The organism is Noviherbaspirillum massiliense JC206, from assembly GCF_000312045.1.
In the GTDB taxonomy this organism is placed as follows: Bacteria; Pseudomonadota; Gammaproteobacteria; order Burkholderiales; family Burkholderiaceae_D; genus Noviherbaspirillum; species Noviherbaspirillum massiliense.
In genome coordinates this window covers 194,471-217,753 of sequence record NZ_HE978635.1, presented here as the reverse complement: position 1 = coordinate 217,753, position 23,283 = coordinate 194,471, and the positions used below count along the sequence as shown (strand labels likewise).

Sequence of the window (23,283 nt, the reverse complement as noted above, 5' to 3'; positions counted from 1 at the left end):
GATGAACTTGCCATGCGCAAACATGGCATGCGGCAGTCAGTAAAAATTCGCCGTCGTCGGGAATTATTACAAAGCGAGATTGTCGATAACAGGGTTGAGGCAGTTGCCGGTTCACGGTGCGATTCGTCATGAGCGAACGCAAAATGCTGGTCGGCAATTCGAAGGTTGCACCTGCCCCGCCGGTGAAATCAGCGGCATACGCAAGAAGGCCGTTTTACGCCCGCCTCGAACGGAAGAAGCACTGCTTCTTCGCCCCGTTTGTTCCCTGCCTGAAATTTGCTTGAAGGATCGATTCTCCCTATCGACCGATAAGGAAATTCAATCTTGGGCAGGGCAACCATTTGCCGGGGCCCCAGTCTTAAAGGTGCGCATCAGAAATGTTGCCGCAAAGCGATGCAGGAGATGGCGTCGCCTTGCCGAAACCATTATCCACAGGACTAATAAATGCCCAGTTCTTCCAAAATGCATGATTTCTCCCGTAGCGTTTATTTTCGCGTTGCCGCGATCTTCGTTTTCACGATCGCCGTCGTCGCCGGAATCATCCATCGGCCGCCAGCGCTGCAGGATAGCGAGCCGGTCGTCCATTCCCAGGACATCTCGGAAATCACCGCCGTGGCAGCCAACAAGGAACGCCTCGAATACCTGCTGCTGGCCCAGCCGCTGTCGGAATTCCCGCGCTATGTCTTCAAGTACAAGGACAGCCCCGAGATCCATGTGGTCAAGGTGCCAAGCACCTCGCATGTCAATCTGGAACGTGAAGTGCTCCTGAAGAATGGCATCCCCTATTCCATCGCCCGCGACGACTACCTCGACGCGCACAAGGCCGTGCTGCAGAACGAAGGCGGCACGAGCGGCGTGATGACCGATGTCGGCGTCTTCCTGGCACGCAACGCGATCGGCATCGCCCTGCTGGTATTTCTCTTCGTCGGCCTGAAGAAAGGCATTCCGGGCATGGGCGGCGGCGGCGCGTCGATGATCAAGCCGGAAAACCTCAAGGGCAGCATGGACGACCTGGTCGGGATGGAAGACATCAAGCAGGAAGTCGCGCACCTGGAAGAAATGATCCGCAACCGCGACCTGTACCGTTCGCACGGCATCGACAAACCGTTCAACGTCATGCTCACCGGCCCGGCCGGCACGGGCAAGACCAAGCTCGCCGGTTACCTGGCGAAGAAGCTCGGCATTCCGCTGATCCAGGCTTCCGGTTCCGCACTGGAGACGGGTTTCGTCGGCGGCGGCTCCAAGACCCTGAATGCGATTTACAAGAAGGCTTCTAAGGAAGGCCGCTGCATCATCTTCCTCGACGAGGCGCAAAGCCTGTTCATGCCGCGCGGCCGCAGCGACAAGCGCTGGGATGACGATACCGCCAACACCCTGCTCGGCCTGCTCGACGGCGTCAAGAGCAATGAAGGCGCGGGCGTGATCTGGGTAGTGGCGTCGAACTTCGACGATGCCAATTCGCAGATGGATGAAGCGATGCTGCGCCGCTTCTCGGTGAAGATCAACTTCCGCCTGCCGAACAAGGCCGAGCGCCGCGAGTTGCTGCGCGTCTTCCTCGCCAAGAAGGATGAGCGCTTCGTCGACTGGAACAACCTGAACCTCGACTATGTCGCCGACATCACGGCCAACCTCAGCCCGGCATTGCTTGAAACCGTGGTCGAACGTGCCAGCATGATCGCGATCCAGGAAAGCGTCCTGATCGACACCGATGTGATGTTCCGTGCCTTCGAGCGCGCCTCGATCGGCCTGACCGACCGCGCCACCACCGCGGAAAAGGACAAGCAGCGCGAGCGCGTGGCATTGCATGAACTCGGCCACTTCTTCATGCAGATCGACCCCTACCTGCGCAAGGGCATGAGCCTGGAACAGGTCAAGGAAAAATCGCACCTGCTGAAGATCAGCACCGAGTCGGTGTCCAAGATCGGCGCCCTGGGTTACGTGCTGTCGTCGGGCGAGGATGTATCGCTGCAGACGCTGGAAGAGATGGAACAGGACATCATCCAGCTGTATGGCGGCGTGGCGGCGGAGGAATTGTTCTACGGCGCGCGCGGCATCTCGGTCGGCAGCCAGAACGACATCCAGAAGGTCACGTCCAAGCTCGACCTGATGGTCAACCGGCTCTCGATGTATTCGCGCTCCAAGCTCGACTATTCCCAGCTCAAGGGCGAAGGCTCGCACGACGAGGCAGTCAAGCTGGTGGAAAGCAAGGCGGACGAGCTGTACACCCGCACCCTGGAAGCGATGAAGGAATACAAGGACATCGCCTGGGCACTGAAGGACACGCTGCTGGAACGCTATGTCCTGTCCAAGGATGAAGTGTTCGAACTGCTGTCGAAGATGATGAAAAAGGAAGAAGCCGTGGCGGCGTAAAGCCTGCCGCTCCGGTGCTCCGGTCAAGCCCCCGTGCCGCAAGGCCGGGGGCTTTTTTCTTGCCCGGGCCGGCGCCGCTGCTCCACCTCAAATTGAATTTCGATAACCCATGTCGAAGTAGGGTGCGCCGCGCGCACCATGCAATTTCGGGACGCACGACGCACCCTACTTACTTGCGCCGGCCGGCGCTGCGGGCGCGCCTTAGCGGACCACTGCGCCCCTTCTTCCGACCACGGTCAGTTCGACGAAATTGAATCCATCGCGGCTGCTCGGGCTGTAGTTCAGCGTGAGTCCGCCGACGTCCGCCCCCCTGAAGCTTTCGAGTGCCGCCACCAGGCCTTCCCGGGTGGGAGAAGCGCCAGCCTTGCGCAAGCCTTCCGCCAGGACCTTCGCGGAAATGAAGCCTTCGAGCGCCGGATAGGATTCTGCGAGTTCGGGCGCATCCTTCACTGCGTGGATGAATTCCTTGACCACGCCGATGGTGATGTTGCCCGGATTGGGGAAGACCTGGGTGAGGCCAAGGCCGCGCGCTTGCTCGCCCAGGCTCTGGATGAAGGACCTCGAGCTGACATTCGAGAGCGCGAACAGGGGCTGGAAGCCGCCCTGCCTGCGGTATTCATGGATGAAGGCTTCGCACGGCTTGGCGGTGCAGAACATCAGTACTGCCTGCGGCTGTGCGGCGAGGATCGCCTTGGCCGCGCCTTCGACTGCGGTGGTATTGCGCTCGTATTTCGCAATGACCGGCTCCGGCAGGTTGCGCTCTTTCGCCGCGGCCTTCAGCCCGGCCAGCGCATCCTCGCCGAAGGAGTCGTTGGACGCCACGGCGGCCAGCCTTTGCATGCCCATGGCGGAAATCTGGCGGACGATCACGCCCACTTCATCGCGGTATTTCGTCCTCACGTTGAACAGGTAGCGCGGCATCGGCTCGTGCAGCGAGGAGGCGCCGGTAACGGGCGCGATCAGCGGAATCTTCGCCTCGGTGATCATGGGCAGAACAGCTTCCGTGGTGGGCGTGCCGCGATACAGGAACAGGGCGAAGACGTTTTTTTCCTCGATCAGCTTCTTGGTGTTTTCCACCGTGCGCTTGGGAACGAAACCGTCATCCATGGTTTCGAGGATGATCTTGCGGCCATGGATGCCGCCTTTCTTGTTGATGCCATCGAAATAGAGCTGAGCACCGGCGGTGGCTTGCTTGACTTCTTCAGCCGGCGTGCCGGTCAGAGCCGCGGACTGGCCGATCAGGATGGCACCCGGCGTGACCCCGGGCTCGGCATGCGACGCAGCAAGGCCCAGTGCGGCATACAGGATGGCGGCCACTGCCGCATGGCGGCAAACACTCTTCATGACTTTCATTTCTCCCCCCTTTCATGCGGCTGCCTGCACAAGCGCCGGTGCCGCGTTTTGTGATGGCCTGCCGTCAGTCGGCCGGCTCAATACGAAGAACACTGCTTGTCGTGGTAGGCGACAAAAACGCCGTCGGCCAGAGTCATCAACATGGCTTGTCTGGCTTCCAGACTGTCCCGGGCAGGGACCGGCTGAACCCGGTTTTCTTCCGCCGATTGCCGCACCGCGAGCGCAATGGAACCGATGGTGTCGGCCGCATCCGCCAGCTGGGCGCAGCTGAAACTGTCAAAGGCAGGCAGAGGCCCGGTGGTCGCCACCTCGATGGCAAGGGCAGCGCTGGAAAAAACCAGAACCGGAATGGCAAGTGCGATTGCTTTCATTTCTTTCCCCTTTCGTCATACGGCGCCGTTCCGAGGCCGCCACCGGGAGCACCGGAAGCTGCGCACGCATGCAAAGCGCGGTTAACAAGCAAGCCAAGATGCAACAAGTTGTAAGCACCACTCAGGAAAACGCCATCACCAAGCCATTGATTTTCAAGAGAAAAGTGAGGCTGGATCGGCATTTCCTTATGGAAATCTTACTCTTGTGTAACTAATTGTAAATGCCCTATTTGGGGGGTAGGTAGATTCGCAGGCCGGGATGCCGGACGGGCAATGGGGAAGGAAGAATGTGTGAACCGGGATCGCCCGAATGTCTGCGCCACCGGCTTCTGCCGGCCTAACCCGGCCGCGGTTCGCGGAGCCTAGCCGTGTTCGCGCCCGCGGCGCTGGCGCGGCTGGTAATGCTGCTGCAGGTAGCGTCCCAGCCAGAGATGGATTTCAGCCGGCATCGGCACCCCGTCCGCCGATTCGCCCGAGTCGAACATGCGGGTGCCCTCGACATAGCTGACCGATGCGAGAAGCGGAATCGCCCTGCCTTCCTGCATGCGCCACATCACGAAGACTTTCGGTTCCGGTGCATTCCAGTTTTCGAAATAGGCGTCGTTGCCGTCGCGATGAAGCTCCAGCTGCAGGCCGGAGACCAGATAGGATTCGCAGTCCTCGCTGCATCTCAGCTTCTGCATCGGGGGAAGCCCCCCGCTGTCCGGCACCACGGCAATCGCGGACCAGGTGTCATCCATCCACGGATGATGGAGGAGGCGCCGCTGCATGATCACGGCGATCGGCATGCTGTCCATCAGCATGAAGACGCTCCGCGGACAAGCCGGATGGATCGCAATGTCCGCATCGCTATTTCTTCCCGCCCGAATCGTCGGAGGGCTTTTTCTTCACATCCTCGCTCGGCGGCGCCGTGCCCAGCTTTTCGCTGCGGATCGGCGCTTGCTGGGCTGCGCTGCCCAGACGGCCTTCCGGCTGGCCGGAGGCGCTGGACTGCGAAGTGGAGGCCTGGATGCCTTGCGGGGCTGACACCGGAACCGGCGGACGGGTTTCCCAACCGTTGGCCTTGGCTTGCGAACGCCAGTGTTCCGTCACCTTTTCCATGGAGGCAGCCAACTCCTGCTTCTGCTTTTCGGCTTCGGCCGCTGCCTGTTCCTTCTTGGCCGCCGCGGCTTTTTGCTGCTCCGGCGTCGGCGGCGGCAGTGCAGCCACGGCTGCACTGCAGGCAATGGCGCCGAGGACGGCTGCGCCGTAACGCATCAGATGATGGGGTATCGTGCTCATCGCCATGTCTTCCTGGTTCAGGGTTTAGCGGGAGATGCGGGCGTATTGGGCGTCGTGACGCTGCCGCCTCCAACCTGGCTTTGCGGCGTGCCGGATGGTGGAGTGGATTGGGAAGACGCGCCGCCCGGCTCGGTCTTGGAAGCCGCTGCGCCTTGCGTCGTTCCACCCATCGCAGCGCCGCTCGGGTTGCCCTGGGCACCTTCGGGTATGCCTGGCGTGCCGCTCGGGTTGCCCTGAACAGTTGTCTGCTTGGCTTGCGCCATGACTTCGCCGCTGGTGCCGCCGCCGGCAGTCACCATGCCCGGGAAATGTGTCTGCGCAGACTTGCTGCCTGGCGAGCCGCCTTCATCCTTGCTGCAGCCGGCAAGCGCTGCCAGCAGGCAGATGGTGCATCCGGCCAGGGCGGTTGATGATGTGCGCATCGTTTCCTCCTCTTCAGGTACGTCGCGGCGCCGTGCCTTCGGGGAAGGCGCCTGCCGGCGGCGGACGGGAGCCGCCGCCCCGCAATTCCTCATACCAGATCGGGTGATGCGTCCGCGCCCATTCTTCATCCACCGTCCCGTGACGCATTGCATGATAGGCGCCCGGCGTGCCCAGAGTACCGATATAGATGTGGCCCATGGCGGCAATGATGTAGAAGGTGGCGCCGGCAACATGCAGGTAGTTTGCCCACTGGAGGATGTAGCGCGTTTGCCCGAAATTCACGAAGTCGAGGATCAGGCCGCTGATGGACATGACCAGGCCCAGCAGCGTGACGCCGCCCCAGAACCACAGCTTTTCACCGGCATTGAAATAACCCGCCGGCACATGTTCATGGCTCAGCAAGCCGCCGCCCTTCTTGATCCATTGCCAGTCCCAGCGCTCGAAGATGTTCTTGCGCAGGAAGGTAAAGAACAGGATGACGGAGCACAGGATGAACAGCGGGCCGAAGAAGTTGTGCAGGTACTTGGAAATGATGGCGAGCCAGGAATAGACGTCATGCCCCATCCAGGGCAACAGCAGCTTCTTGCCGAACATGACGATGAGGCCAGTGATCGCCAGGATCAGGAAGCTGATCGCGGTCGCCCAGTGGACGATCCGGTCCCAGCTGGAAAACCGTTCGACCCGGCGGCCGGATTCCGGCGGCGCCGGTGCCGGCCCCACCGCGCGGTAAAAGGCGACGATCCCCAGCAGCATCAGCACCATCAGTGCGCCGCTGATCGTGGCGATCGGGCCGTTGCGCAGATTGCGCCAGGTATTGCCGCCGCGCTGCAGGATCACATTGCCTTCCGACTCGCCGTACTGGCCGAGGAAGTGCCGGTCCATGTGCACCCGGCCGGAAGCCGCATCGCCCCACCCGGGTTCGGGCGTGTTCTTCTCGGTTTGCAGGATGGTCTGCTCTTCCGCATATGCCGGCACCGCATCTTCATTGGGCACTGCGGCATGCGCCAGGACCGGGATCAGCAAGGCGAACAGCAGGACGGACAAAAGCTGCCGAAAGGATAAGGAATCCATGTCACTAGCCTTTCATGGTTTGGCCCGCCGGTATTCGTTCTGGCGGTAGTTGCGGTCGGTGATGGCGGCATTCCAGGCCAGGCGGTCGCCATGGAAGCTGGTCTGTTGCGGCTGGTTGTCCGGCTTGCCGTTGTACTCGCCGCGAACCCATGACGGATGCTGTTCCACTTCCAGACAGCCGCACAGGATCAGGGGCAGCAGGCCGACGGCCAGATAGCGTGCAGGTTTCATGTCGGCAGTTTCCGTACTTGGTTCTGGTATTGGCCCTGGATCTGGTTCTCGCGCGGCCCGTCCCCCTTGTTGCGGATCGGTTCGCCGTTCTTCGGTCGATAGGCGATATTCCAGCCCCAGAGTTCCGGTCCGTAGCCGCGGGTTTCCACCCGCTCGCGGTAGATGTCGGCAATGATGTTGGCTTCGCCGCCGAGCAAGGCCTTGGTGCCGCATTGCTCCGCGCATACCGGCAACTTGCCTTCGCTCACGCGGTTGCGGCCATACTTCTTGAATTCGGCTTCGGATTGGTCTGGTTCCGGGCCGCCGGCGCAGAAGGTGCACTTGTCCATCTTGCCGCGATGGTTGAAGGCGCCGGTTTCCGGAAACTGCGGCGCGCCGAACGGACAGGCGTAATAGCAGTAGCCGCAGCCGATGCACATGTCCTTGTCATGCAGGACGATGCCGTCCTCGGTGTGGTAGAAGCAATCTACCGGACACACCGCCATGCAGGGCGCATCGGTGCAATGCATGCAGGCCACCGAGATCGAATGCTCGCCCGGCACGCCGTCATTGATGGTCACGACCCGCCGCCGGTTCACGCCCCACGGCGTCTCGTTCTCGTTCTTGCATGCGGTCACGCAGCCGTTGCAGTCGATGCAGCGCTCGGTGTCGCAAATGAACTTCATTCTGGCTGCCATTGCATTCTCCTGAGAAAGCGCGATCAAAAATGTGCGTAGCGTCCGCGCTTTATGCTTTCACCAGCCGGCACAGTGAAACCTTGGTCTCCTGCATCATGGTGACGATGTCGTATCCGTAGGTGAAGCCGGTGTTGCAGGCTTCTCCGCGCACCAGCGGTGCCGCGCCTTCCGGGTAATGCCCGATCAAGTCCTCGCCCATCCACCAGCCGCCGAAGTGGAAGGGCATCCACACCAGCCCTTGCGGCACCCGCGGCGTCACCATTGCCATTATTTTCAGGCGCGCGCCGGAAGGCGTCTCGACCCAAACGTACTGGCCGAGCTTCACGCCAATCTGCCTTGCATCATGCTCGTTCATTTCGACGAACATGTTTTGCTGCAGCTCCGCAAGCCAGGGGTTGGAGCGGGTTTCATCACCGCCGCCTTCGTATTCGACGATGCGACCGGAGGTCATGATCAGCGGGTAATCCTTGGAGAAATCCTTGGCCTGCGCCGACTTGTACAAGGTCGGCAGGCGCCAGAAGGCAGCCTTGTCGTCGTAGGTCGGATATTTCGCCACCAAGTCGCGCCGCGGGCTCATGATCGGCTCGCGATGCACCGGCACCGGATCCGGGAAGTTCCAGACATTGACGCGGGCACGGGCGTTGCCCCAGGGCGCGCAGCCGTGGGAAATCACGACCCGGATGATGCCGCCCGACTGGTCGGTCTTCCAGTTCTTGCCTTCGGCCTGCTTCTGCTCCTCCGGCGTGAGCTCGTTCCACCAGCCCAGCTTCTTGAGGAAGACATGGTCGAATTCCGGGTAGCCGATATCGAGTTCGCTGTCCTTGTTGGTGGAGCCGTCGGCTGCCAGCAGCGTCTGGCCGTTATGCTCGACGCCCCAGTTCGCGCGGAAGGGCAGGCCGCCTTCCATCACCGACTTGGACAGGTCATACAGGATGGGCGTGCCCGGGTGCTTCAGTTCCGGCGTGCCCCAGCACGGCCAGGGCAGACCGTAGTAATCGCCCTTGCACGGCCCGGATTCCGCGAGCAGCGTGGTCGGGTTGAAGGTGTGCTTGTTCAGCATGTGCAGCTTCAGCCGCTCCGGCGACTGGCCGGTGTAGCCGATGGTCCAGCAGGAGCGGTTGATCTCGCGCAGGATGTCTTCGATCACCGGTTCGTTGTTGACCACCTTGATGTTCTTGCAAAGCTCTTCCGCGTAGCCGAACTTCTTCGCGAAGAGGTACATGATTTCATGGTCGGTCTTGCATTCGAACAGCGGCTGGATCACTCGCTCGCGCCACTGCAGGCTGCGGTTCGACGCGGTCACCGAACCCTGCGTCTCGAACTGGGTGGTGGCCGGCAGCAGGTAGACGCCATCCTTGCGGCCGTGCATGGCGGCGGTCATGGTCGGATAGGGATCGATGACCACCAGCATGTCCAGCTTCTGCATCGCCGCCTTCATGTCCGGCAAGCGGGTCTGGCTGTTCGGCGCATGGCCCCAGTACACGACTGCGCGGAAATTGCTCGGCTGGTCGACGTACTCGTTTTTCTCCAGGATGCCGTCGAACCAGCGCGACACGGTCATGCCCGGCTTTTCCATCAATTCCTTGGATGCAAAGCGCGACACCATCCAGTTGTAATCGACGCCCCACACGGAACAGAAATGCTTCCACGCGCCTTCCGCGATGCCGTAGTAACCCGGCAGGGAATCCGGATTGGGGCCGACATCGGTTGCGCCCTGCACATTGTCATGGCCGCGGTAGATGTTCGCGCCGCCGCCGGCAATGCCGATGTTGCCCAGCGCCAGCTGCAGGGTGCACAAGGCGCGCACATTGGCGGTGCCGACATGGTGCTGGGTAATGCCCATGCACCAGACGACGGAGGAAGGCCGGTTCTTCGCCAGCATCTCGGCTGCCAGGCGCACATCCACTTCGGCCACGCCGGTGACATCCGCCACCTTGTCCGGCGTCCACTTCGCCACTTCCTTGCGCACCTCTTCCATGCCGTAGGTGCGCTCGGCAATGTATTTCTTGTCTTCCCAGCCGTTGGCAAAGATATGCCACAGGATGCCCCACACCAGCGGAATATCGGTCCCGGGCCGCACCCGCACGTAATGGTCGGCAAAGCGCGCGGTGCGCGTGAAGCGCGGATCGATCACGATCATCTTTGCGCCGAGTTCCTTCGCATGCAGGAAATGCAGCATCGAGATCGGGTGTGCCTCTGCCGGGTTGGAGCCGATGAACAGCACCGCCTTGGAATGATGCAGGTCGTTGAAGGAATTGGTCATCGCCCCGTAGCCGAAGGTCTGAGCGACGCCGGCAACAGTGGTCGAGTGGCAAATGCGCGCCTGGTGGTCCATATTGTTGCTGCCCCACATGGACACGAACTTGCGCAGCAAATACGACTGTTCATTGTTGTGCTTGCTGGAACCGATCCAGAAAATCGCATCCGGTCCCGCCTCCTTCCGGATCTGCAGCATCTTGTCGCCGACTTCCTGGATCGCCTGATCCCAGGAAATGCGCTGGTACTTGCCGTTCACCAGTTTCATCGGATAGCGCAGCCGGCCTTCGCCATGCCCATGCTCGCGCACCGAGGCACCCTTGGCGCAATGCGCACCCATGTTGATGGGGGAATCGAAGGCGGTGTCCTGGCGGATCCACACGCCATTCTTCACCACTGCCTCGACCGAGCAGCCGACCGAACAGTGGCTGCAAACCGTATGCTTGACTTCGGTCGCGCCGCCCGGCGGAACGACGACATTGTCGGCCCGCGCAGACTGGATCACGTTGAGCGGCAGCTGGCGCGCCAGCACGCCCGCGCCTGCCGTCAACCCGACCCGCTTGAGGAAGGAGCGCCGGTTCAAGGTGGCCGTGGCAGCCCGGTCGATTCCCTTGCGCAGCAATGTGCTGGTGCCGCTGCCGGAACTTCTCGTGAGTGACATGGACGCCGCTCCTTAAAAACGTGCAGAGTGGTAATACTTCCGGATATGTTCGGTCTCGTGGTAGCCGTTCGTGGCCGGCGGTTCGGGCGTTTCCAGCTCCACCACCGATGCCTCGACTTCCAGCTGCTTGCCGACCAGGGCAGCGGCGCCGATCGCCCCCAGCACCTTGGCGCCGGAGAGGAATCTGCGTCGCGAGGCATTCACTTGTTTACCGCTGGCCGCTTCTTCCTTGGGATGCAAAGCGTTCATTCCATCCTCACTCAACAGGGCAGGCTTCTTCGATGTCGAAAGCCTGCAACTCGATTTCAAAGAAAGCCTGGATCAGGCTTGCGACATGCAGGTAAAAATTGGCGCCGCCGGCAGAGCGGATGTCGTGCAGGCAGCGTTCATACCAGGGCGCGATATGCTTTTCGAAAAACGCCTTCTGGCATTCGAGCGTTTGCCTGTCCCCGGCCTGCCCCCCGGTGATCAGCACTCGCATGGTTTCGCACAGCGCCGCCAGGTGATCTTCCAGTTCGCGCACGCCTTCCCTTCGTCGCAGTCCGAGTTTAGCCAGGTCGTCGCGCAGCTCGGCCAGCGGCTTTTCCATCATGAAGCCGGCGAGATAGAGGGAAGCGTAGGGATTGACTTGGGGTTTGGAAACGCTGACGAACAGGGCGTCGAATTCTTCGCGCACCGCATATTCGTCAACCACTGCGGCAGCGGCAACCAGTTTTTCCCAGGCAAGATCGAGCGGATTGTCGGACTGCTGGGAGCTCAGCGAATCGGCCTGCGCCAGTGACGCAAGCAATTGCGCGTCGGGAGGCGTCAGCAGCAGGGAAGCGATCAGGGCATACAGGTCGGCGCGCGCCTGCTCTTCGGGCGCAAGCGGCGGCAGAAGGGTTTGCGAAGAGGGCATCTCAAGTCCGGAAGCATTCATCGCATGCCTCCGCCTGGACGGCTTGGTACCTTATGCGTCATGGATCGATGCGTCATCGTCAGCCTTGAAATCATCGTGTCGGGCCAAACCGCAAGTCCCGCACTCCCTGCCCTGCCGGATCAACACGCGACATGGCCGTTTGATAAGAAGTGTGACCAGAGGTTCAATCCCTCTGCACAGGACTTGTTCCACCTCGTTTGCCGCACACCAAATAAGCGCATGCACGCAGAGAGCAGGCCGAGCGCCGCAGGTCGACAGGCGGGGTGCGCAGTCGTTTTGCGAAAAGAGCCTAGCGCGGCCGCCGCAGGGCAGTCACCGCTGGTACGCTCTTCTTTTCCATCATGTCGATGACCCGGCAGTCGCCGCACATCTTGAGGCGGTCGAGGTTGCCGGCGAAGGCGCCATGCTCCATCAACCGAGCCAGCATGTTTTCCACCATCTTCAGCGTGCCGAAAGGCTTGTGGCAGCGGATGCAGACAAATGGTTCGGTTTCGTTCAGGGTGACCGGCTTTTTCGCCGCCTCGGTCATTGCCAGGCGCGGCATCAGCGTAATCGCCTGTTCCGGGCAGGTCTGCACGCACAGGCCGCATTGCACGCAATTCTTTTCGATGAAGCGCAGCCGCGGCAGGTCCGGCGTATCGATCAGGGCGGATGCCGGGCAGGCGCCGGTACAGGCCATGCAGAGAGTGCAGGCATCGGTATTGACCTGCACCGCACCGTATGGCGCACCCGGCGGCAGCGGCAGCTCGTCCCTCTGCTGCGGCGCATGACGGTACAAGTGTTCGAGCGCGAAATCGAGGGTGTTGCGCTTGTCGGCGGAAGGCAGGAAGGTTGCCCGCTGCTGCGGCGCCAGGCCGAGCGGCATCGCGCGCAAGGCGGCATCGAGCTCGGCCGGGCTCGATGCTTCGATCAACCGCAGATGGGTGCCGGCATATCCCCAGCCCGACAGGATGGCCTGGGCCACCGCCATCTGTTTCTGCAGTGCGGCAATGTATTGCGGTGCTTCTTCGCCGGTGGCCAGCACGGCGATGCCGCTTGCGCCGTAGGCGATCGCCGTCAGCCAGAGGTCGATCCCGACCGAAGCGATGTGCTGCACTTCCACCGGCATCACTCGCGCCGGCAATCCCCGCACTGCTTGCGTGGCTTTTGCCAGGCGGCCGAGCTGCCTGATCAGTGCCGCGCCCTGGCCCTGGGCATGGAACAGGAGCGCGCCCTGTTCGCCGCCGGCTTCGGCATACGTCGTCAGCAGGGTTTTCAGGCGCCGGCCCGTATAGGGCGCAGTCGCGTAGGCATACCTGAGCGCGCCCGAAGGGCAAACCGTGGTGCAGGCGCCGCAGCCGACGCATAGATTGGGGTTGACGGCGATATGGTCGCCGTTGCTTTCAATCGCCTGCGCCGAGCACACCTCGATACAGGCGTTGCACCCGGTCTTCCTGTTGCGGCCATGGGCGCACAGCTTTTCCTTGTAGGCGAAGAATTTCGGCTTTTCGAAGTCGCCGACCATTTGCGTCAGGCGCAGGGCGATGTCGACCGGATCGCCACCCGCGTTACCGGTGGCGAAGTATCCCTGCGGCGGCTGGTGCAGGGCGATCAATGGCTCGGGTGACAGGTCGAGGATCAGGTCGAATTCGGCGCTGCGACCGGTTTCGCTGCGGGCAAAGTCGATCGCGCCGATGGCGCCGCAAGCCTTGACGCAATCGCCATGCTCGCGGCATGTGTCCCTGTCCACCTGATACAGAAGGTTGATGGCATGTTCCGGACAGGCTTCGACGCAGGCATTGCAGCGCACGCAGCGTTCGAGGTCGATCGGATTGTCCTGTTGCCACTCAACATGAAATGCACCGAGCCAGCCGCTGATCTGCACGCCGCTTCCCGAAAAGACCGGGAACAGGCGGTCTTCCAGCATGAGGCTGGCATCGGCTGCGGAGCTGCCGGTGAGGAGCACGCTCACTTCCAGGTGCTCGCGCAGGCTGTTCGCCCATCGCAATGCCTGCTCGGCAGCGCCGACGATCAGCAGCTTGCCATGCGACACGTAAGTGACGGTTGGCACCGGGTCGGCTTCGGGCAAGGCCGCTTCCGCCAGCAGGGCCGCCATTTTGGGCAGCGATTCCTTGCCCTCGACAGTCCAGCCGGCGGCTTCCCGGATATTGACGAAGCGGACCGGCGCAACTGCTTCCCGTTGCTGTGCAAGCGCACTGAAGACGCTGCTTTCCTGAGTGCAGCAAACAACGGTCGCCTGCGCAGCGCCGATGGCATCCTCATAGCTGCCGAGTTCGCGACGGCATAACTGCGTCGCCACGGGCAGCGGCCCTGTTCCCAATACCGTGCCGAGCTTCTCCGCGTCGGCGGCATCGATCGGCGCGCTGTGGTTGCAATTGCAGAGCTTGAATTGAGTAGGCATGCAATCCTCAGGCATCCTTACAGGTATCAGGCGCGGACGACTGGCTCGGCGGGGGCGCATCGGCTCCGGCCCCTTGTGCCAGCTCGCCTTTCATTTCATCGGCGGCCGCCGGGCTTGCTTCCGACTTGCCGACAGCCGGCTCCATCGCTTCCGCCTGGTCTGGCCGCCCATCTTCGCCATCTGCTTCCGGCTGTTCCAGGGCGGTGATCGAATGGAACAGGCTTTGAGTGTGACGCAAGGCGGCGAGCATGGCTGCGGGTATCGGTTCAGCCTTGGTGTAATCCGCAATGTAGATATCCAGGCCGTCCATGACATTGAAGTGAGGATCGGCAAACAGCTTTTTCAGCGCCGCCCGGCGCACCGTCTGATGCACGCCTTCCGCCAGAAACTTCGAATAGTCCGAATCGGCATTCAATGCCGCAACATCGGACAGGGTGGGAAGTCGCTGCGCAGGAGATGCCGGAGCAGGCTCTGTTCCTTTCGGGGAGACATCGTTGCGCGCGGGGAATTCAGGTTCAGGCGGTGCCTTGCCAGCTCCGACCTCGGATTTGCGCTTGGCCCAGCGCCGGAAAAAGCTGTCAGAATCCATGCATCCCAGTCCCTGTTGCTGCCGCGCCGCTTGCGTGAGCAGGCTTTCTGTTGCGCAAGTAGATAGGCTAGGCTTCAGACAATGAAGCCACCAATGCCATTAAGACATGCTGCATTGAACATGGTTTCCATGCGATTGCAATTTGTCTTGCCTGTTTGCCCGCGTCATCCTGCCGCATGAAGCCTGGCATGCGGTTGGAATACCAGGCTGCAAGACAATGCTGCCTCAACTCTGGGATGGTGCTTTGACCGCGCTTAATGAATTGCGCCGCAGACTTTGTGCGGCTTAGTGCGAAAGAAGGAGAGTGCGCGGTGCAGGCAATGGCGCCGCGGAAGGGAAGGAAACCGGCCGCTCCGGCCGTCGGCGCTATTCAAAAATTTCGTCCACTTGGTCCGCAGTTTCGAGCAGTGCCGTGACCGCCCTTTCGAACAAGGGCGCAGCTTCCATGAAGCGGGCCCGCCCATTGGCGAGCAGCCTGCGGAACAGGCGCACAGTGATCATGGTGGGCGTGCTGCTTCCTTCGAAGCTGAGGACCATGTGTTTGGCATGCACGCTCATCCAGTTGAGCGTCGCATAGCGCGATGTGCCATCCAGGTTGATTTCGATCGGCACGCCCACGCTCAGACGCCCGAGCACCTGTTCCGCATCCGGGGCTTCGGCGCCTTCCGATTCTGCAGCGTCGGCCTCGTCACCGTCCCGGCCCAGCAGCTCGTGGCCGAAGTCCAGGATAGGGCCGCTCAGGTTCAGCTGCACCCTCAGGTCTTCGATCGCATCATTCAGCACTCTTCGATGGAATTCCACGTCACCGAGCTCTTCATCGGGGATGACGGCATCTCGGGACACGGGCTGCCCGGTAAAGTCCTTGAACCCATCCTGCACCCATTGCAGGGACAGGAGTTCCGAACGGATGCCCACGGCCTTGATGGCCCGGGTGTGGTTGTCGATCAGCCAGCTGAGGAATTCCTGCTTTGCGCTGCAGTTCACCAGGTCGAGGCCAGCCTTCAGGTCGCGCAGCAGGTTCGGCAGCAGCGACAGCAACTGGGAGCGGTCGCGGTCGGTACGCTTGTCGAGGATGCTCCACACGAGCTCGGGCACGACCTGCCGATAGCGAAGGGCAAGCTGGGGACCGGCATGCTCGGCTTTTTCGATTGCCAGCAGCCACCAGTCTTCAATCAGCTTTTGCAGGTAGGGCTCGGTTTTCACCACCGTGAAGGCGTCCCTCAGCCTGGCCCGCAGTTGCGCCACATACGCGGTCCGCTTTTCGGCCTCTTCCACCACCTCGACGGCGCGCTCGACGCTGGCATTGCCGAATCTCAGTTCGTGGGCGACAAAGGCTTCGAATTCCTCGAGCAGCCTGGCAGCGAGCGCGCTGTTGTCTTGCGCATCATCGGATAGCAGGGCTTCGACGATCCGGTGGATTTCCGCGGTCAGCCGGCCGCTGAACGGATCGTGTTCCCTGGCCCCTTGGGAAATGGTGCCGATGCGGTTGATCAGCTTGCGTGCAGGATGGCCCTGCTGGGTCAGCAGTCGCGCGTCGAGCAGCGCCATCTTCAGCAGAAGCAGCTGGAGCCGGCCGAGCTGGGCACGCACCTCCGCCGGAACCTGGGGGTCGCGCAGGATGAACTCGAAAATCATGCCCACGACATCAATGGTCATCATTTCATTGATGTCTTTCGCCTTGCTGATCAGCGTCTGTCGGCTTTCGAAAATCAGGTTGCGGACTTCGCCGTCATCGCCCAGCACATCATCCAGCTTGTTGATGTTTCTTTCTTTCAGGACGTGATAGACCGAGCTTTCGCTCAGGTCGACCGGCGCTTTCGGCGCCTGGGGCAGCGCGCCGTCTCCTGTGGCAGGCCCAGAAGCGGTATCCGAACTAACACCGCCCAGGAACTGCTTCAAGGTGTCGCCCACAATTTGGGGGCCAGAAGCCCAGCCTTCCAACAGGCTGGCATCCAGCATCGGCAGGCCGGAAGCAGGATCGCTGGCCGCATGGGCTATGCCGTCGCGCAGGACGGAATATTTCAGGCCCGAAGTCGCCTCAGGCGAAGCGCCGCCGGCTTGTCCGCCCGGTTGCATAATGCCCGCTGTGAAAAGCGCGGGGTAAGCCGCATTCGGCGCAAATCCGGTGCCATCGGGGTCCGGCACCATCCTGCCTTCATGACCGAGGGACGATGCCAGCCCCATAGCCGGATCCGTCGCTTCGCCGGGCATTGGAACAGTGCCGGAGGGGACTGAAGGAAACCAGCCGGCTGCTGCCGGCGGGGCTATACGGGATGGATTGCCCGCGATGTCCTCCGACACCCCGGGCGCAGCAGGCACGGCCTTTCGGCGCACCATGCGCAAAAGCTGCTCCACTTTCCTGAGCCGGGATTCACTACGCGCTCCGTCCGTCTGGCCTTCGGGCTTGCGGATCGTGCCAGCCGCCCCCCTTGTTTCGGCTTTGGCCGTATCGGAACGGCCGGACTCGCCGAAAATATCCTTTGCGAATGCTGAAAATTGCTCCCGCAGGGGCTTGGGCTGCATCCGCAGCTTGTTCGTCACGCCGTTTTTTTCGAACAAGGCATTCAAGGCCCTGTAAATGCCGTCCACGCCGTCAAGCAGTTCGTTGGTCAGTTCCCCGGAAGCCGCCTTGGCTGCATCCGGGGACAAGCCTATGTCATCGACGGCGGTCGAGATGGCACGGGAGAACAGGTAAGGGCGGAAAGGATTTTCCCTCTCGACGACATTGTTCTGTTCGAACAGTGTTGCAACGCGCAGGTTCAGCTCGCGTATCTGCGCACCCGACTTGGCATGGAAGCGGCTCGTCAGTCTCCCCAGCTTCAGCTCATCCTCGATGATCGAGGAATCCACCAGGGACAGGGAATCGGCGGAGATGGCACCGATCAGGGCCCGGCGCTCATTCTTGTATACGGTGTGAAGCGCCCTGCTGGTCAGTTCTGACAGGCCGGCTTCCAGTTGCCTGGCCAGATCGGCCTTGCGCTTGACGAGTGCTCCGTACGCATCCAGGAAGATGCGCTGTTCTGCATAATCCCTGGATTGCTCCGCCATGGAAAACAACTTGTCGGCACAGCGTTTGGGCAGATCGGGAAGCAATAGTGCAAACAGTCTGAGGCATTCAGCTCTCGCGGCGAGAAGAAGTTCTTGTCTGTTCATCAAGGGGTTCGCGATCCGTCTAAGCCAAATACCAGTGCATTGGAGAGTCTACAATTATTTTGCGCTTGCTACAGCAAAAAAACAGCATATCCCTGCGAAGTATTTCAAACCTGAAGCGCGGCAGCGTCGGACGGCAAGGCATTCCGCAGCCCCGACTCGCGGTCTGCCAGCAGCCGTGCCATTGCCTCCGGCGGCAGCGGTTTCGACAAGTAGTAGCCCTGTACTTCATCACAGGAAAGCGATCGCAGGATGTCGAGCTGCGCTCTCGTTTCCACGCCTTCCGCAATGACCCGCATCCCGAGCGCGTGCGCCATCGAGATGATCGCGCTGACGAAGATCTTGCCCTCGGCAGTCTTTTCAAGCTGGCTCAGGAAGGCACGGTCCACTTTCAGAATATCCATTTTCAGGCGCTGCAGCTGTGCCAGCGACGAATATCCGGTGCCGAAATCGTCGATCAGCAATTTGACCCCGATCGTCCTCAGCGCAGCCAACTCTTTCTCGGTCGAGCTCTGGTCACCCAGCATCGTCGATTCGGTCAGTTCGATCTCGACCGTTTGCGGATTGATCTTGTACTTGTCGAATGCAGCGAAGAAGGTCTGGCTCAGATTGCCTGAATTGAACTGGTGGGCCGAAATGTTGATCGACACCGGCACGACAGGCAGTCCGGCCTTTCTCCAGAGCGCAAGCTGCGAGCATGCCTTGTCGATGATCAGGTCGCCCAGTCTGAGGATCAGGCCAGTCGATTCCGCCAGCGGAATGAATTCCAGCGGCATCACAAGGCCGCGCTCGGGGTGCTGCCAGCGTACCAGTGCTTCCATTCCGCTCAGCTTGCCGCTTGCCACATCCATGCGCGGCTCGTAGTGGAGGATGAACTGGTCTTTCTCGATCGCGTCCGCGAGCTGATGCTCCAGCATCAGGCGGCCCTTGAGTCTTTCATAGAGCGACGAATTGTAGAAGCGGTGTTGCGCCTTGCCGCTGTCTTTCGCCGCGTACATGGCGATTTCAGCGCATTTCAGCAAGGTGTCGGTGTCCTTGCCGTCATCGGGGAAGATGCTGATGCCGATCGACGCCGTGATGGTTTTCTTCCCCTTCACCAGTTCGAGCGGGAAGCGCAGGATTTCATTCACCAGTTCCGCCACGCGCACCGCTTCGCCATTGTTGTTCATTGCAGTCAGGACGATGGCAAATTCGTCCCCGCCCAGCCTGACTACCTGGTCCTGGCTGCCTATCACGGATTTGAAGCGCATTGCGGTAGCGCGCAGCAGCAGGTCCCCGACCGGGTGACCGAGCGCCTCATTGACGTTCTTGAAGTCGTCGAGATCGATGAACAGCAATGCCGCCTTTTGCCGGGCATCTTCGAGCATCTTCGGAAAAGCATCGGTGAGCCATTTCCGATTGGGCAGGGTCGTAATCGCGTCTTCGTTAACCAGCCGGGACATTTCGAGCGCATGATATTTTTCGCCCGAAATGTCACGCAGCGCGATGGCCAGGCCCGACTTCGTCGCGATCAGTTGCCGATGCACCCACCTGATCCTGAACGGCGAATCCGCCTCTTCCTCATGCTGGTCTTCGTAATAACCGTCCTCCACTGCCCGCGCGCAGATGTGCAGCAGGTTGGCAAAGGATGCCGCAGAGCAGAAACGGGAAAAATTACTTCCGATGACCTCATGCTTCTGCAGTCCGAGATAGGCGGCGCCCTGCTCGTTGCAATCGGTGACGGTCCAGTCGGTCACTGCGCCAGCGGTAGAAACGACCGGGCTGAGCACATAAAATCCTTCGTTCGCCATTTCGGTGGCGAGCCGGTAGCTCTGATGCGCGATCCGCGCTTCGCGCTGGCCGCGGGCACGCCACTTCCACTTGCGATAGCCGGCAGCGAAGCCGGAGGCCAGCACCAGCAATACGGCGAAGCCTGCAATGATCCAGTTCATGTTCATTCTTTATCCATACTGTACGACTGAGGCAGCGGGCACGCCGTCTTCCCAATATTCCACCCGGTTGCGGCCATTGTTCTTGGCGCGGTAAAGCGCGCGGTCGGCATTGGAGAGCAGCATATCGATCGACATGCCGGGCCGGAATTCGGCAACTCCGATGGAAACCGTCACCCGGATCATGGCGTCGGCCTCGGCAACCCGGTTTTCTTCCACGCAGGCGCGGATCCGCTCCGCGCCGAATCTGGCTTCGGACAGGGTGGTCGAGGGCATCAGCAGAAGAAATTCCTCGCCGCCATACCGGCTCAGCCTGTCCGCGGTGCGCAATTGCGCGGCGATGGTGCGGGTGACCGCGACCAGGACGTTGTCGCCGGCCAGATGACCGATGCTGTCATTGATGTTCTTGAAGTGGTCGATATCGATGATCAGGACGCAGAACGGCTCGCGCGTGCGCTCGGCCCGGCCGTGTTCCTGCCGCAGTGCCTCTACCATGTAGCGGCGGTTGAAGAGCCCGGTCAATTCATCATGCGCAGCCTGTTCCTGGATGATCTTGAACGCGGCTTCATTTTCGCGCAGCGCCGCGGCAAGCCTTTCATTGCTCTCCTGGAGTTCGCGGCGGCCGCTCATGATATGGCGGGCAATCCAGGCAAACCAGGGATAGACGAAGCACAGCACCAGCCATTGGCCGAATTCGAGAGCGAGATTGGCGTGGTCCCGGACAGCAGCGAACTCGACACCGATGATGATGCCGTACATGGCGACGGTCAGTGAGCCGATCAGCAGGACCTGCTGCGGGCGCAGCCTGAACATGGCAAATACCAGGATCAGGAGGTAACCCATGATGTAGGCGCCGCGCGCGCTGCCCGCGTAATAGACGAGGTAGGTATTGAAGAAGGTCGCGGCGATGAGTTGAGGAATGGTCAGGCTGGGATCGCGGGCCCGGAGATTGACATTGAAACGGATGAGGCAATAAAAAACCAGATTGATCAGCAGTGCGCAGGCAAGCAGGGAGCGCAGATCCACGTTGCTCAGCAGGCCGCTCCAGATGGAATAGGCGGCAAACAGGGAACAGAAAAAATAGGTGCTGGCGGCAAGCAGGAGCCGTTGCACGCGCAATGCCTGCTTTGCATCCTGTCCGAAGATGATCGATTTGAGCATTGCGATCGCAGCCTTTCCAATCAAGCCCGAGCCTGAATCCGGTCCGGACACTGCTTCACGCCGTCGCGCTGCCTTGCCTCTCCAGGCTGGTCAAGGTAGCGTCGGCTCTGTCTTCACTCCATGCGGGGAAACGCCGGTCCGGCTCTGGCCCATGCAGAATCCGGACTGAAACGGCAGTAAGCAGCAGGCGGCGGAAGGGCTCATGCAGCAGGAACGGCAGCTGGAGCGCTTTTCATCCGCGCAAAGCTACAGGCAATGTCTCCCGTATGAAAATATTATGATTTTTTCCAAATAGTAACAAAGTTGGCGCAACTGGCCCATAACTTTGCAGTGCCATGTGGCATGCCGGGCAAACCAGTGCATGCTTCGTTGCAGAGGCTTCGGCCAGGCGCCGAAATAGCGGGATTATGGATCAGATGGGGCAGCGGACCCAGACAGCCACAACCGGGAAGCTCAGGAGCTGGACTGATTCAGGATAGGGAATCGGTGTGCGAGGGGATATTCAGGTCCCGACCAGGGAATATTCGCGCATATTGTCGGCCAGCCAGCGCCGGGAAAGATCGCTTTCCTGCTGGCTCGGATGGAAATCGCGCCGGAAATAGGCGCACCACGACTTGAAGTTTTCGCGGATCAGCCCGCGCCGGCCAAGCAGATAGCTCGCGGCGCTCTTCCAGGTACTCCATTTCCAGAGCATGCCGTCGTGGCGGAGATTGCAGACGGTCTGGCGCAGCAAATTGGTCAGGAAGATCAGGGTAGCGCGGCGGAACCACTTGATGCGCCACTCGTAATCCCCGCCCAGCGCGTGGTACAGGTCGAAGGCGGTGCTCTTGTGTTCGGATTCCTCCGCGCTGTGCCAGAGCCACATGGTTTTCAGGCGCGGTTCACAGCCATCCAGCAAGTCGTGATGCCGCAGCTGCCATTCGGCGAAGATCGCGGTGAAATGTTCATTGGCGGCGGTAATCGCAAGCCAATGACGTGCATCAATGCCTTCCATCAGCTTCATGCGGGCCTGCGCGCGCGGCGCCCATTCATTGACCAGTCCCTGCTTCTCCAGATGCCCGTTGAACAGGCTGTGGATGCGGCGATGGGTCGCTTCCTGCCCGATGAACCCCTGCACTTCGGCCTTGAACTGTTCCTGCTTCTCTGCCGGCAAATCTTGAAAGCCTTTGCGCACCGAATCGATGAAGAATTGCTCGCCGACCGGGAAACTCATCGACAGAGCGTTGAAGAGTGCGGAGCGGAAGGCATCGCCCCCATGCCAGTGACGTGCAAACGGCGTTTCAAGATCAATCAGCAGTCGGCGGACCGCAAGAGTGGCCATGAGAATTCTCCATAGCGAAGAACACGGTACGAAGCAGTACCAAGACTTAATCTTGTCCCGCATGTGTGGTACTGTCAAGTACCAATCCACGCTTCAATGAATATGGCGCAAGAACATCGCATCCTCGACGCCGCTTCGAGCGAACACCGGCATCGCTTGCTGGAAGGCATGGCGCACGCCGTTGCGGACAAGGGCTATAGCGACACCACGATTGCCGATATCGTGCGCGCAGCCGGCGTCTCGCGCCGGACCTTTTACGAGCATTTCGCCACCAAGGCAGAATGCTTCATCGCCTTGTATGAGGCCGCCAGCTTCAACTCCCTGAATGTGTTGCGCGCGGCAATCGATCCCGCCCACGACTGGCAGGCACAGGTGGAAAAGGCGATGGCCGCTTATTTCGGCTGTCTGGCGCAGAATCCGGTGCTGATGCGCACCCTGTTTATCGAAATCCTTGGGCTGGGCCCGGAAGGCTTGGCGGCGCGGCGACGTGTCAATGAGGAAATCGCTGCATTCATGCTGCAGGTCGTCAATGTCGCCGAAAGAAGTCCGGACAAGAACGTCACCCCCCTGGCGCCGGAAATGGCGATGGCAGTCGTAGGTGGAATCAATGAACTGGTACTGCAAGCCATCGAACGCGGGCGGGTAAGCCAGTTGCAGGAACTCGTCGCCCCGGCAGTGCGCCTGGTGCGGGCTGTCGTGGGATGACCTTGCTGGCCGGCTTATCTGCGCAGGCTCGCAATCAATAAAGAAGTCTGGAATCCGGCAAGGGCTTCATGGGCCCGCTGCCATTGGAAACGCAAGTCCCCCAACGAATCCTGCATCATGCGAAATGCCGCCACCATTGCTTCGAGCGGCGTGGCAGCGGCATCGCGGACAGAATCAATATGTGTCAGCAGCTGCTGCAGGCGCTCGCGATGCTCCGGCGGGGCGGCGTCGACGGCATCTCTCAGCAAATGCCGGCGAAACGCTTCAAAGGCTTCCGGGTCCTGCTGATGCAATGCCACCAGCATGTCAAAGTCGGGAATCGGCGTGACCGGCTTCATGATGCACTCCTGCCTGCAAGATATGAATAGTTCCCATTGTTGGGACTTTTGCCGGGCTATGCCTTGCGCACTGTCAA

Annotated in this window: 20 protein-coding genes; 2 read left to right on the top strand and 18 right to left on the bottom strand. The window is 60.9% G+C overall.

Annotated elements, in window-relative coordinates; all coding sequences use genetic code 11:
• Positions 1-444: 444 nt before the first annotated feature.
• A complete protein-coding gene (locus HGHM_RS16490; RefSeq protein ID WP_034349211.1) occupies positions 445-2,370 on the top strand; it encodes an AAA family ATPase in 1,926 nt (641 codons plus the stop codon).
• Between the two features lie 201 nt (positions 2,371-2,571).
• Here the strand turns inward: HGHM_RS16490 and HGHM_RS16485 are convergent, their stop codons facing one another.
• The 17 genes from HGHM_RS16485 to HGHM_RS16400 form a co-directional block, all read right to left on the bottom strand.
• The gene (locus tag HGHM_RS16485; RefSeq protein ID WP_019142660.1) at positions 2,572-3,723 is read right to left on the bottom strand and encodes an ABC transporter substrate-binding protein; all 1,152 of its coding nucleotides are present in this window, start codon (positions 3,721-3,723) and stop codon (positions 2,572-2,574) included.
• A gap of 77 nt (positions 3,724-3,800) precedes the next feature.
• Positions 3,801-4,094, bottom strand: coding sequence for a hypothetical protein (locus HGHM_RS16480; protein ID WP_019142659.1), 294 nt, complete (start codon positions 4,092-4,094; stop codon positions 3,801-3,803).
• 362 nt (positions 4,095-4,456) lie between these two features.
• A complete protein-coding gene (locus HGHM_RS16470; RefSeq protein ID WP_019142657.1) occupies positions 4,457-4,897 on the bottom strand; it encodes a DUF3305 domain-containing protein in 441 nt (146 codons plus the stop codon).
• Between the two features lie 46 nt (positions 4,898-4,943).
• On the bottom strand, positions 4,944-5,375 hold the full coding sequence (locus HGHM_RS21660) for a hypothetical protein (RefSeq protein ID WP_148415709.1): 432 nt from the start codon (positions 5,373-5,375) through the stop codon (positions 4,944-4,946).
• 17 nt (positions 5,376-5,392) lie between these two features.
• Positions 5,393-5,797 (bottom strand): hypothetical protein, encoded by a 405-nt coding sequence (locus tag HGHM_RS22395; protein WP_019142655.1) that lies wholly within the window; start codon positions 5,795-5,797, stop codon positions 5,393-5,395.
• Positions 5,798-5,810: 13 nt separating this feature from the next.
• Positions 5,811-6,869 (bottom strand): formate dehydrogenase subunit gamma, encoded by a 1,059-nt coding sequence (locus tag HGHM_RS16455; RefSeq protein ID WP_019142654.1) that lies wholly within the window; start codon positions 6,867-6,869, stop codon positions 5,811-5,813.
• Between the two features lie 12 nt (positions 6,870-6,881).
• Positions 6,882-7,100 (bottom strand): hypothetical protein, encoded by a 219-nt coding sequence (locus HGHM_RS16450; protein ID WP_019142653.1) that lies wholly within the window; start codon positions 7,098-7,100, stop codon positions 6,882-6,884.
• A complete protein-coding gene (gene fdh3B, locus HGHM_RS21650; RefSeq protein WP_218918055.1) occupies positions 7,097-7,777 on the bottom strand; it encodes a formate dehydrogenase FDH3 subunit beta in 681 nt (226 codons plus the stop codon). Before fdh3B ends, HGHM_RS16450 begins: the two co-directional genes overlap by 4 nt.
• A gap of 49 nt (positions 7,778-7,826) precedes the next feature.
• Positions 7,827-10,694 carry a formate dehydrogenase subunit alpha gene (locus HGHM_RS16440; protein WP_019142651.1) on the bottom strand — a complete coding sequence of 956 codons (2,868 nt, stop codon included), beginning with the start codon at positions 10,692-10,694 and terminating at the stop codon, positions 7,827-7,829.
• 12 nt (positions 10,695-10,706) lie between these two features.
• Positions 10,707-10,943: a hypothetical protein gene (locus tag HGHM_RS16435; protein WP_019142650.1), complete on the bottom strand. Its 237-nt coding sequence runs from the start codon at positions 10,941-10,943 to the stop codon at positions 10,707-10,709.
• A gap of 7 nt (positions 10,944-10,950) precedes the next feature.
• A complete protein-coding gene (locus HGHM_RS16430; RefSeq protein ID WP_019142649.1) occupies positions 10,951-11,613 on the bottom strand; it encodes a TorD/DmsD family molecular chaperone in 663 nt (220 codons plus the stop codon).
• Positions 11,614-11,902: 289 nt separating this feature from the next.
• Positions 11,903-14,014 (bottom strand): 4Fe-4S binding protein, encoded by a 2,112-nt coding sequence (locus HGHM_RS16425; RefSeq protein WP_019142648.1) that lies wholly within the window; start codon positions 14,012-14,014, stop codon positions 11,903-11,905.
• Positions 14,015-14,021: 7 nt separating this feature from the next.
• The gene (locus tag HGHM_RS22390) at positions 14,022-14,603 is read right to left on the bottom strand and encodes a DUF3306 domain-containing protein (RefSeq protein ID WP_019142647.1); all 582 of its coding nucleotides are present in this window, start codon (positions 14,601-14,603) and stop codon (positions 14,022-14,024) included.
• A gap of 366 nt (positions 14,604-14,969) precedes the next feature.
• Positions 14,970-17,756, bottom strand: coding sequence for a DUF1631 family protein (locus HGHM_RS16415; protein WP_075111754.1), 2,787 nt, complete (start codon positions 17,754-17,756; stop codon positions 14,970-14,972).
• 104 nt (positions 17,757-17,860) lie between these two features.
• A complete protein-coding gene (locus tag HGHM_RS21640) occupies positions 17,861-19,690 on the bottom strand; it encodes a putative bifunctional diguanylate cyclase/phosphodiesterase (protein WP_019142645.1) in 1,830 nt (609 codons plus the stop codon).
• Positions 19,691-19,693: 3 nt separating this feature from the next.
• The gene (locus HGHM_RS21635) at positions 19,694-20,842 is read right to left on the bottom strand and encodes a GGDEF domain-containing protein (protein WP_019142644.1); all 1,149 of its coding nucleotides are present in this window, start codon (positions 20,840-20,842) and stop codon (positions 19,694-19,696) included.
• Between the two features lie 502 nt (positions 20,843-21,344).
• Positions 21,345-22,163, bottom strand: a complete 819-nt coding sequence (locus HGHM_RS16400) for a metal-dependent hydrolase (RefSeq protein WP_019142643.1) — start codon at positions 22,161-22,163, stop codon at positions 21,345-21,347.
• 96 nt (positions 22,164-22,259) lie between these two features.
• On the opposite strand from HGHM_RS16400, the gene HGHM_RS16395 reads away from it, so the two are divergent.
• Positions 22,260-22,868 (top strand): TetR/AcrR family transcriptional regulator, encoded by a 609-nt coding sequence (locus HGHM_RS16395; protein WP_026076112.1) that lies wholly within the window; start codon positions 22,260-22,262, stop codon positions 22,866-22,868.
• A 14-nt stretch (positions 22,869-22,882) separates the two neighbouring features.
• Here HGHM_RS16395 and HGHM_RS21630 read toward each other — a convergent pair whose 3' ends face one another.
• The gene (locus tag HGHM_RS21630; RefSeq protein ID WP_019142641.1) at positions 22,883-23,206 is read right to left on the bottom strand and encodes a DUF3135 domain-containing protein; all 324 of its coding nucleotides are present in this window, start codon (positions 23,204-23,206) and stop codon (positions 22,883-22,885) included.
• Between the last annotated feature and the right edge of the window lie 77 nt (positions 23,207-23,283).

Coding starts and splice junctions, on each gene's coding strand:
- HGHM_RS16490 (WP_034349211.1), top strand. CDS start 445: ATGCCCAGTTCTTCCAAAATGCATGATTTCTCCCGTAGCGTTTATTTT.
- fdh3B (WP_218918055.1), bottom strand. CDS start 7,777: ATGGCAGCCAGAATGAAGTTCATTTGCGACACCGAGCGCTGCATCGAC.
- HGHM_RS16480 (WP_019142659.1), bottom strand. CDS start 4,094: ATGAAAGCAATCGCACTTGCCATTCCGGTTCTGGTTTTTTCCAGCGCT.
- HGHM_RS16440 (WP_019142651.1), bottom strand. CDS start 10,694: ATGTCACTCACGAGAAGTTCCGGCAGCGGCACCAGCACATTGCTGCGC.
- HGHM_RS21630 (WP_019142641.1), bottom strand. CDS start 23,206: ATGAAGCCGGTCACGCCGATTCCCGACTTTGACATGCTGGTGGCATTG.
- HGHM_RS16400 (WP_019142643.1), bottom strand. CDS start 22,163: ATGGCCACTCTTGCGGTCCGCCGACTGCTGATTGATCTTGAAACGCCG.
- HGHM_RS21660 (WP_148415709.1), bottom strand. CDS start 5,375: ATGAGCACGATACCCCATCATCTGATGCGTTACGGCGCAGCCGTCCTC.
- HGHM_RS16395 (WP_026076112.1), top strand. CDS start 22,260: ATGAATATGGCGCAAGAACATCGCATCCTCGACGCCGCTTCGAGCGAA.
- HGHM_RS16450 (WP_019142653.1), bottom strand. CDS start 7,100: ATGAAACCTGCACGCTATCTGGCCGTCGGCCTGCTGCCCCTGATCCTG.
- HGHM_RS21640 (WP_019142645.1), bottom strand. CDS start 19,690: ATGAACATGAACTGGATCATTGCAGGCTTCGCCGTATTGCTGGTGCTG.
- HGHM_RS16425 (WP_019142648.1), bottom strand. CDS start 14,014: ATGCCTACTCAATTCAAGCTCTGCAATTGCAACCACAGCGCGCCGATC.
- HGHM_RS16485 (WP_019142660.1), bottom strand. CDS start 3,723: ATGAAAGTCATGAAGAGTGTTTGCCGCCATGCGGCAGTGGCCGCCATC.
- HGHM_RS22390 (WP_019142647.1), bottom strand. CDS start 14,603: ATGGATTCTGACAGCTTTTTCCGGCGCTGGGCCAAGCGCAAATCCGAG.
- HGHM_RS16435 (WP_019142650.1), bottom strand. CDS start 10,943: ATGAACGCTTTGCATCCCAAGGAAGAAGCGGCCAGCGGTAAACAAGTG.
- HGHM_RS16455 (WP_019142654.1), bottom strand. CDS start 6,869: ATGGATTCCTTATCCTTTCGGCAGCTTTTGTCCGTCCTGCTGTTCGCC.
- HGHM_RS21635 (WP_019142644.1), bottom strand. CDS start 20,842: ATGCTCAAATCGATCATCTTCGGACAGGATGCAAAGCAGGCATTGCGC.
- HGHM_RS16470 (WP_019142657.1), bottom strand. CDS start 4,897: ATGCTGATGGACAGCATGCCGATCGCCGTGATCATGCAGCGGCGCCTC.
- HGHM_RS22395 (WP_019142655.1), bottom strand. CDS start 5,797: ATGCGCACATCATCAACCGCCCTGGCCGGATGCACCATCTGCCTGCTG.
- HGHM_RS16415 (WP_075111754.1), bottom strand. CDS start 17,756: ATGAACAGACAAGAACTTCTTCTCGCCGCGAGAGCTGAATGCCTCAGA.
- HGHM_RS16430 (WP_019142649.1), bottom strand. CDS start 11,613: ATGAATGCTTCCGGACTTGAGATGCCCTCTTCGCAAACCCTTCTGCCG.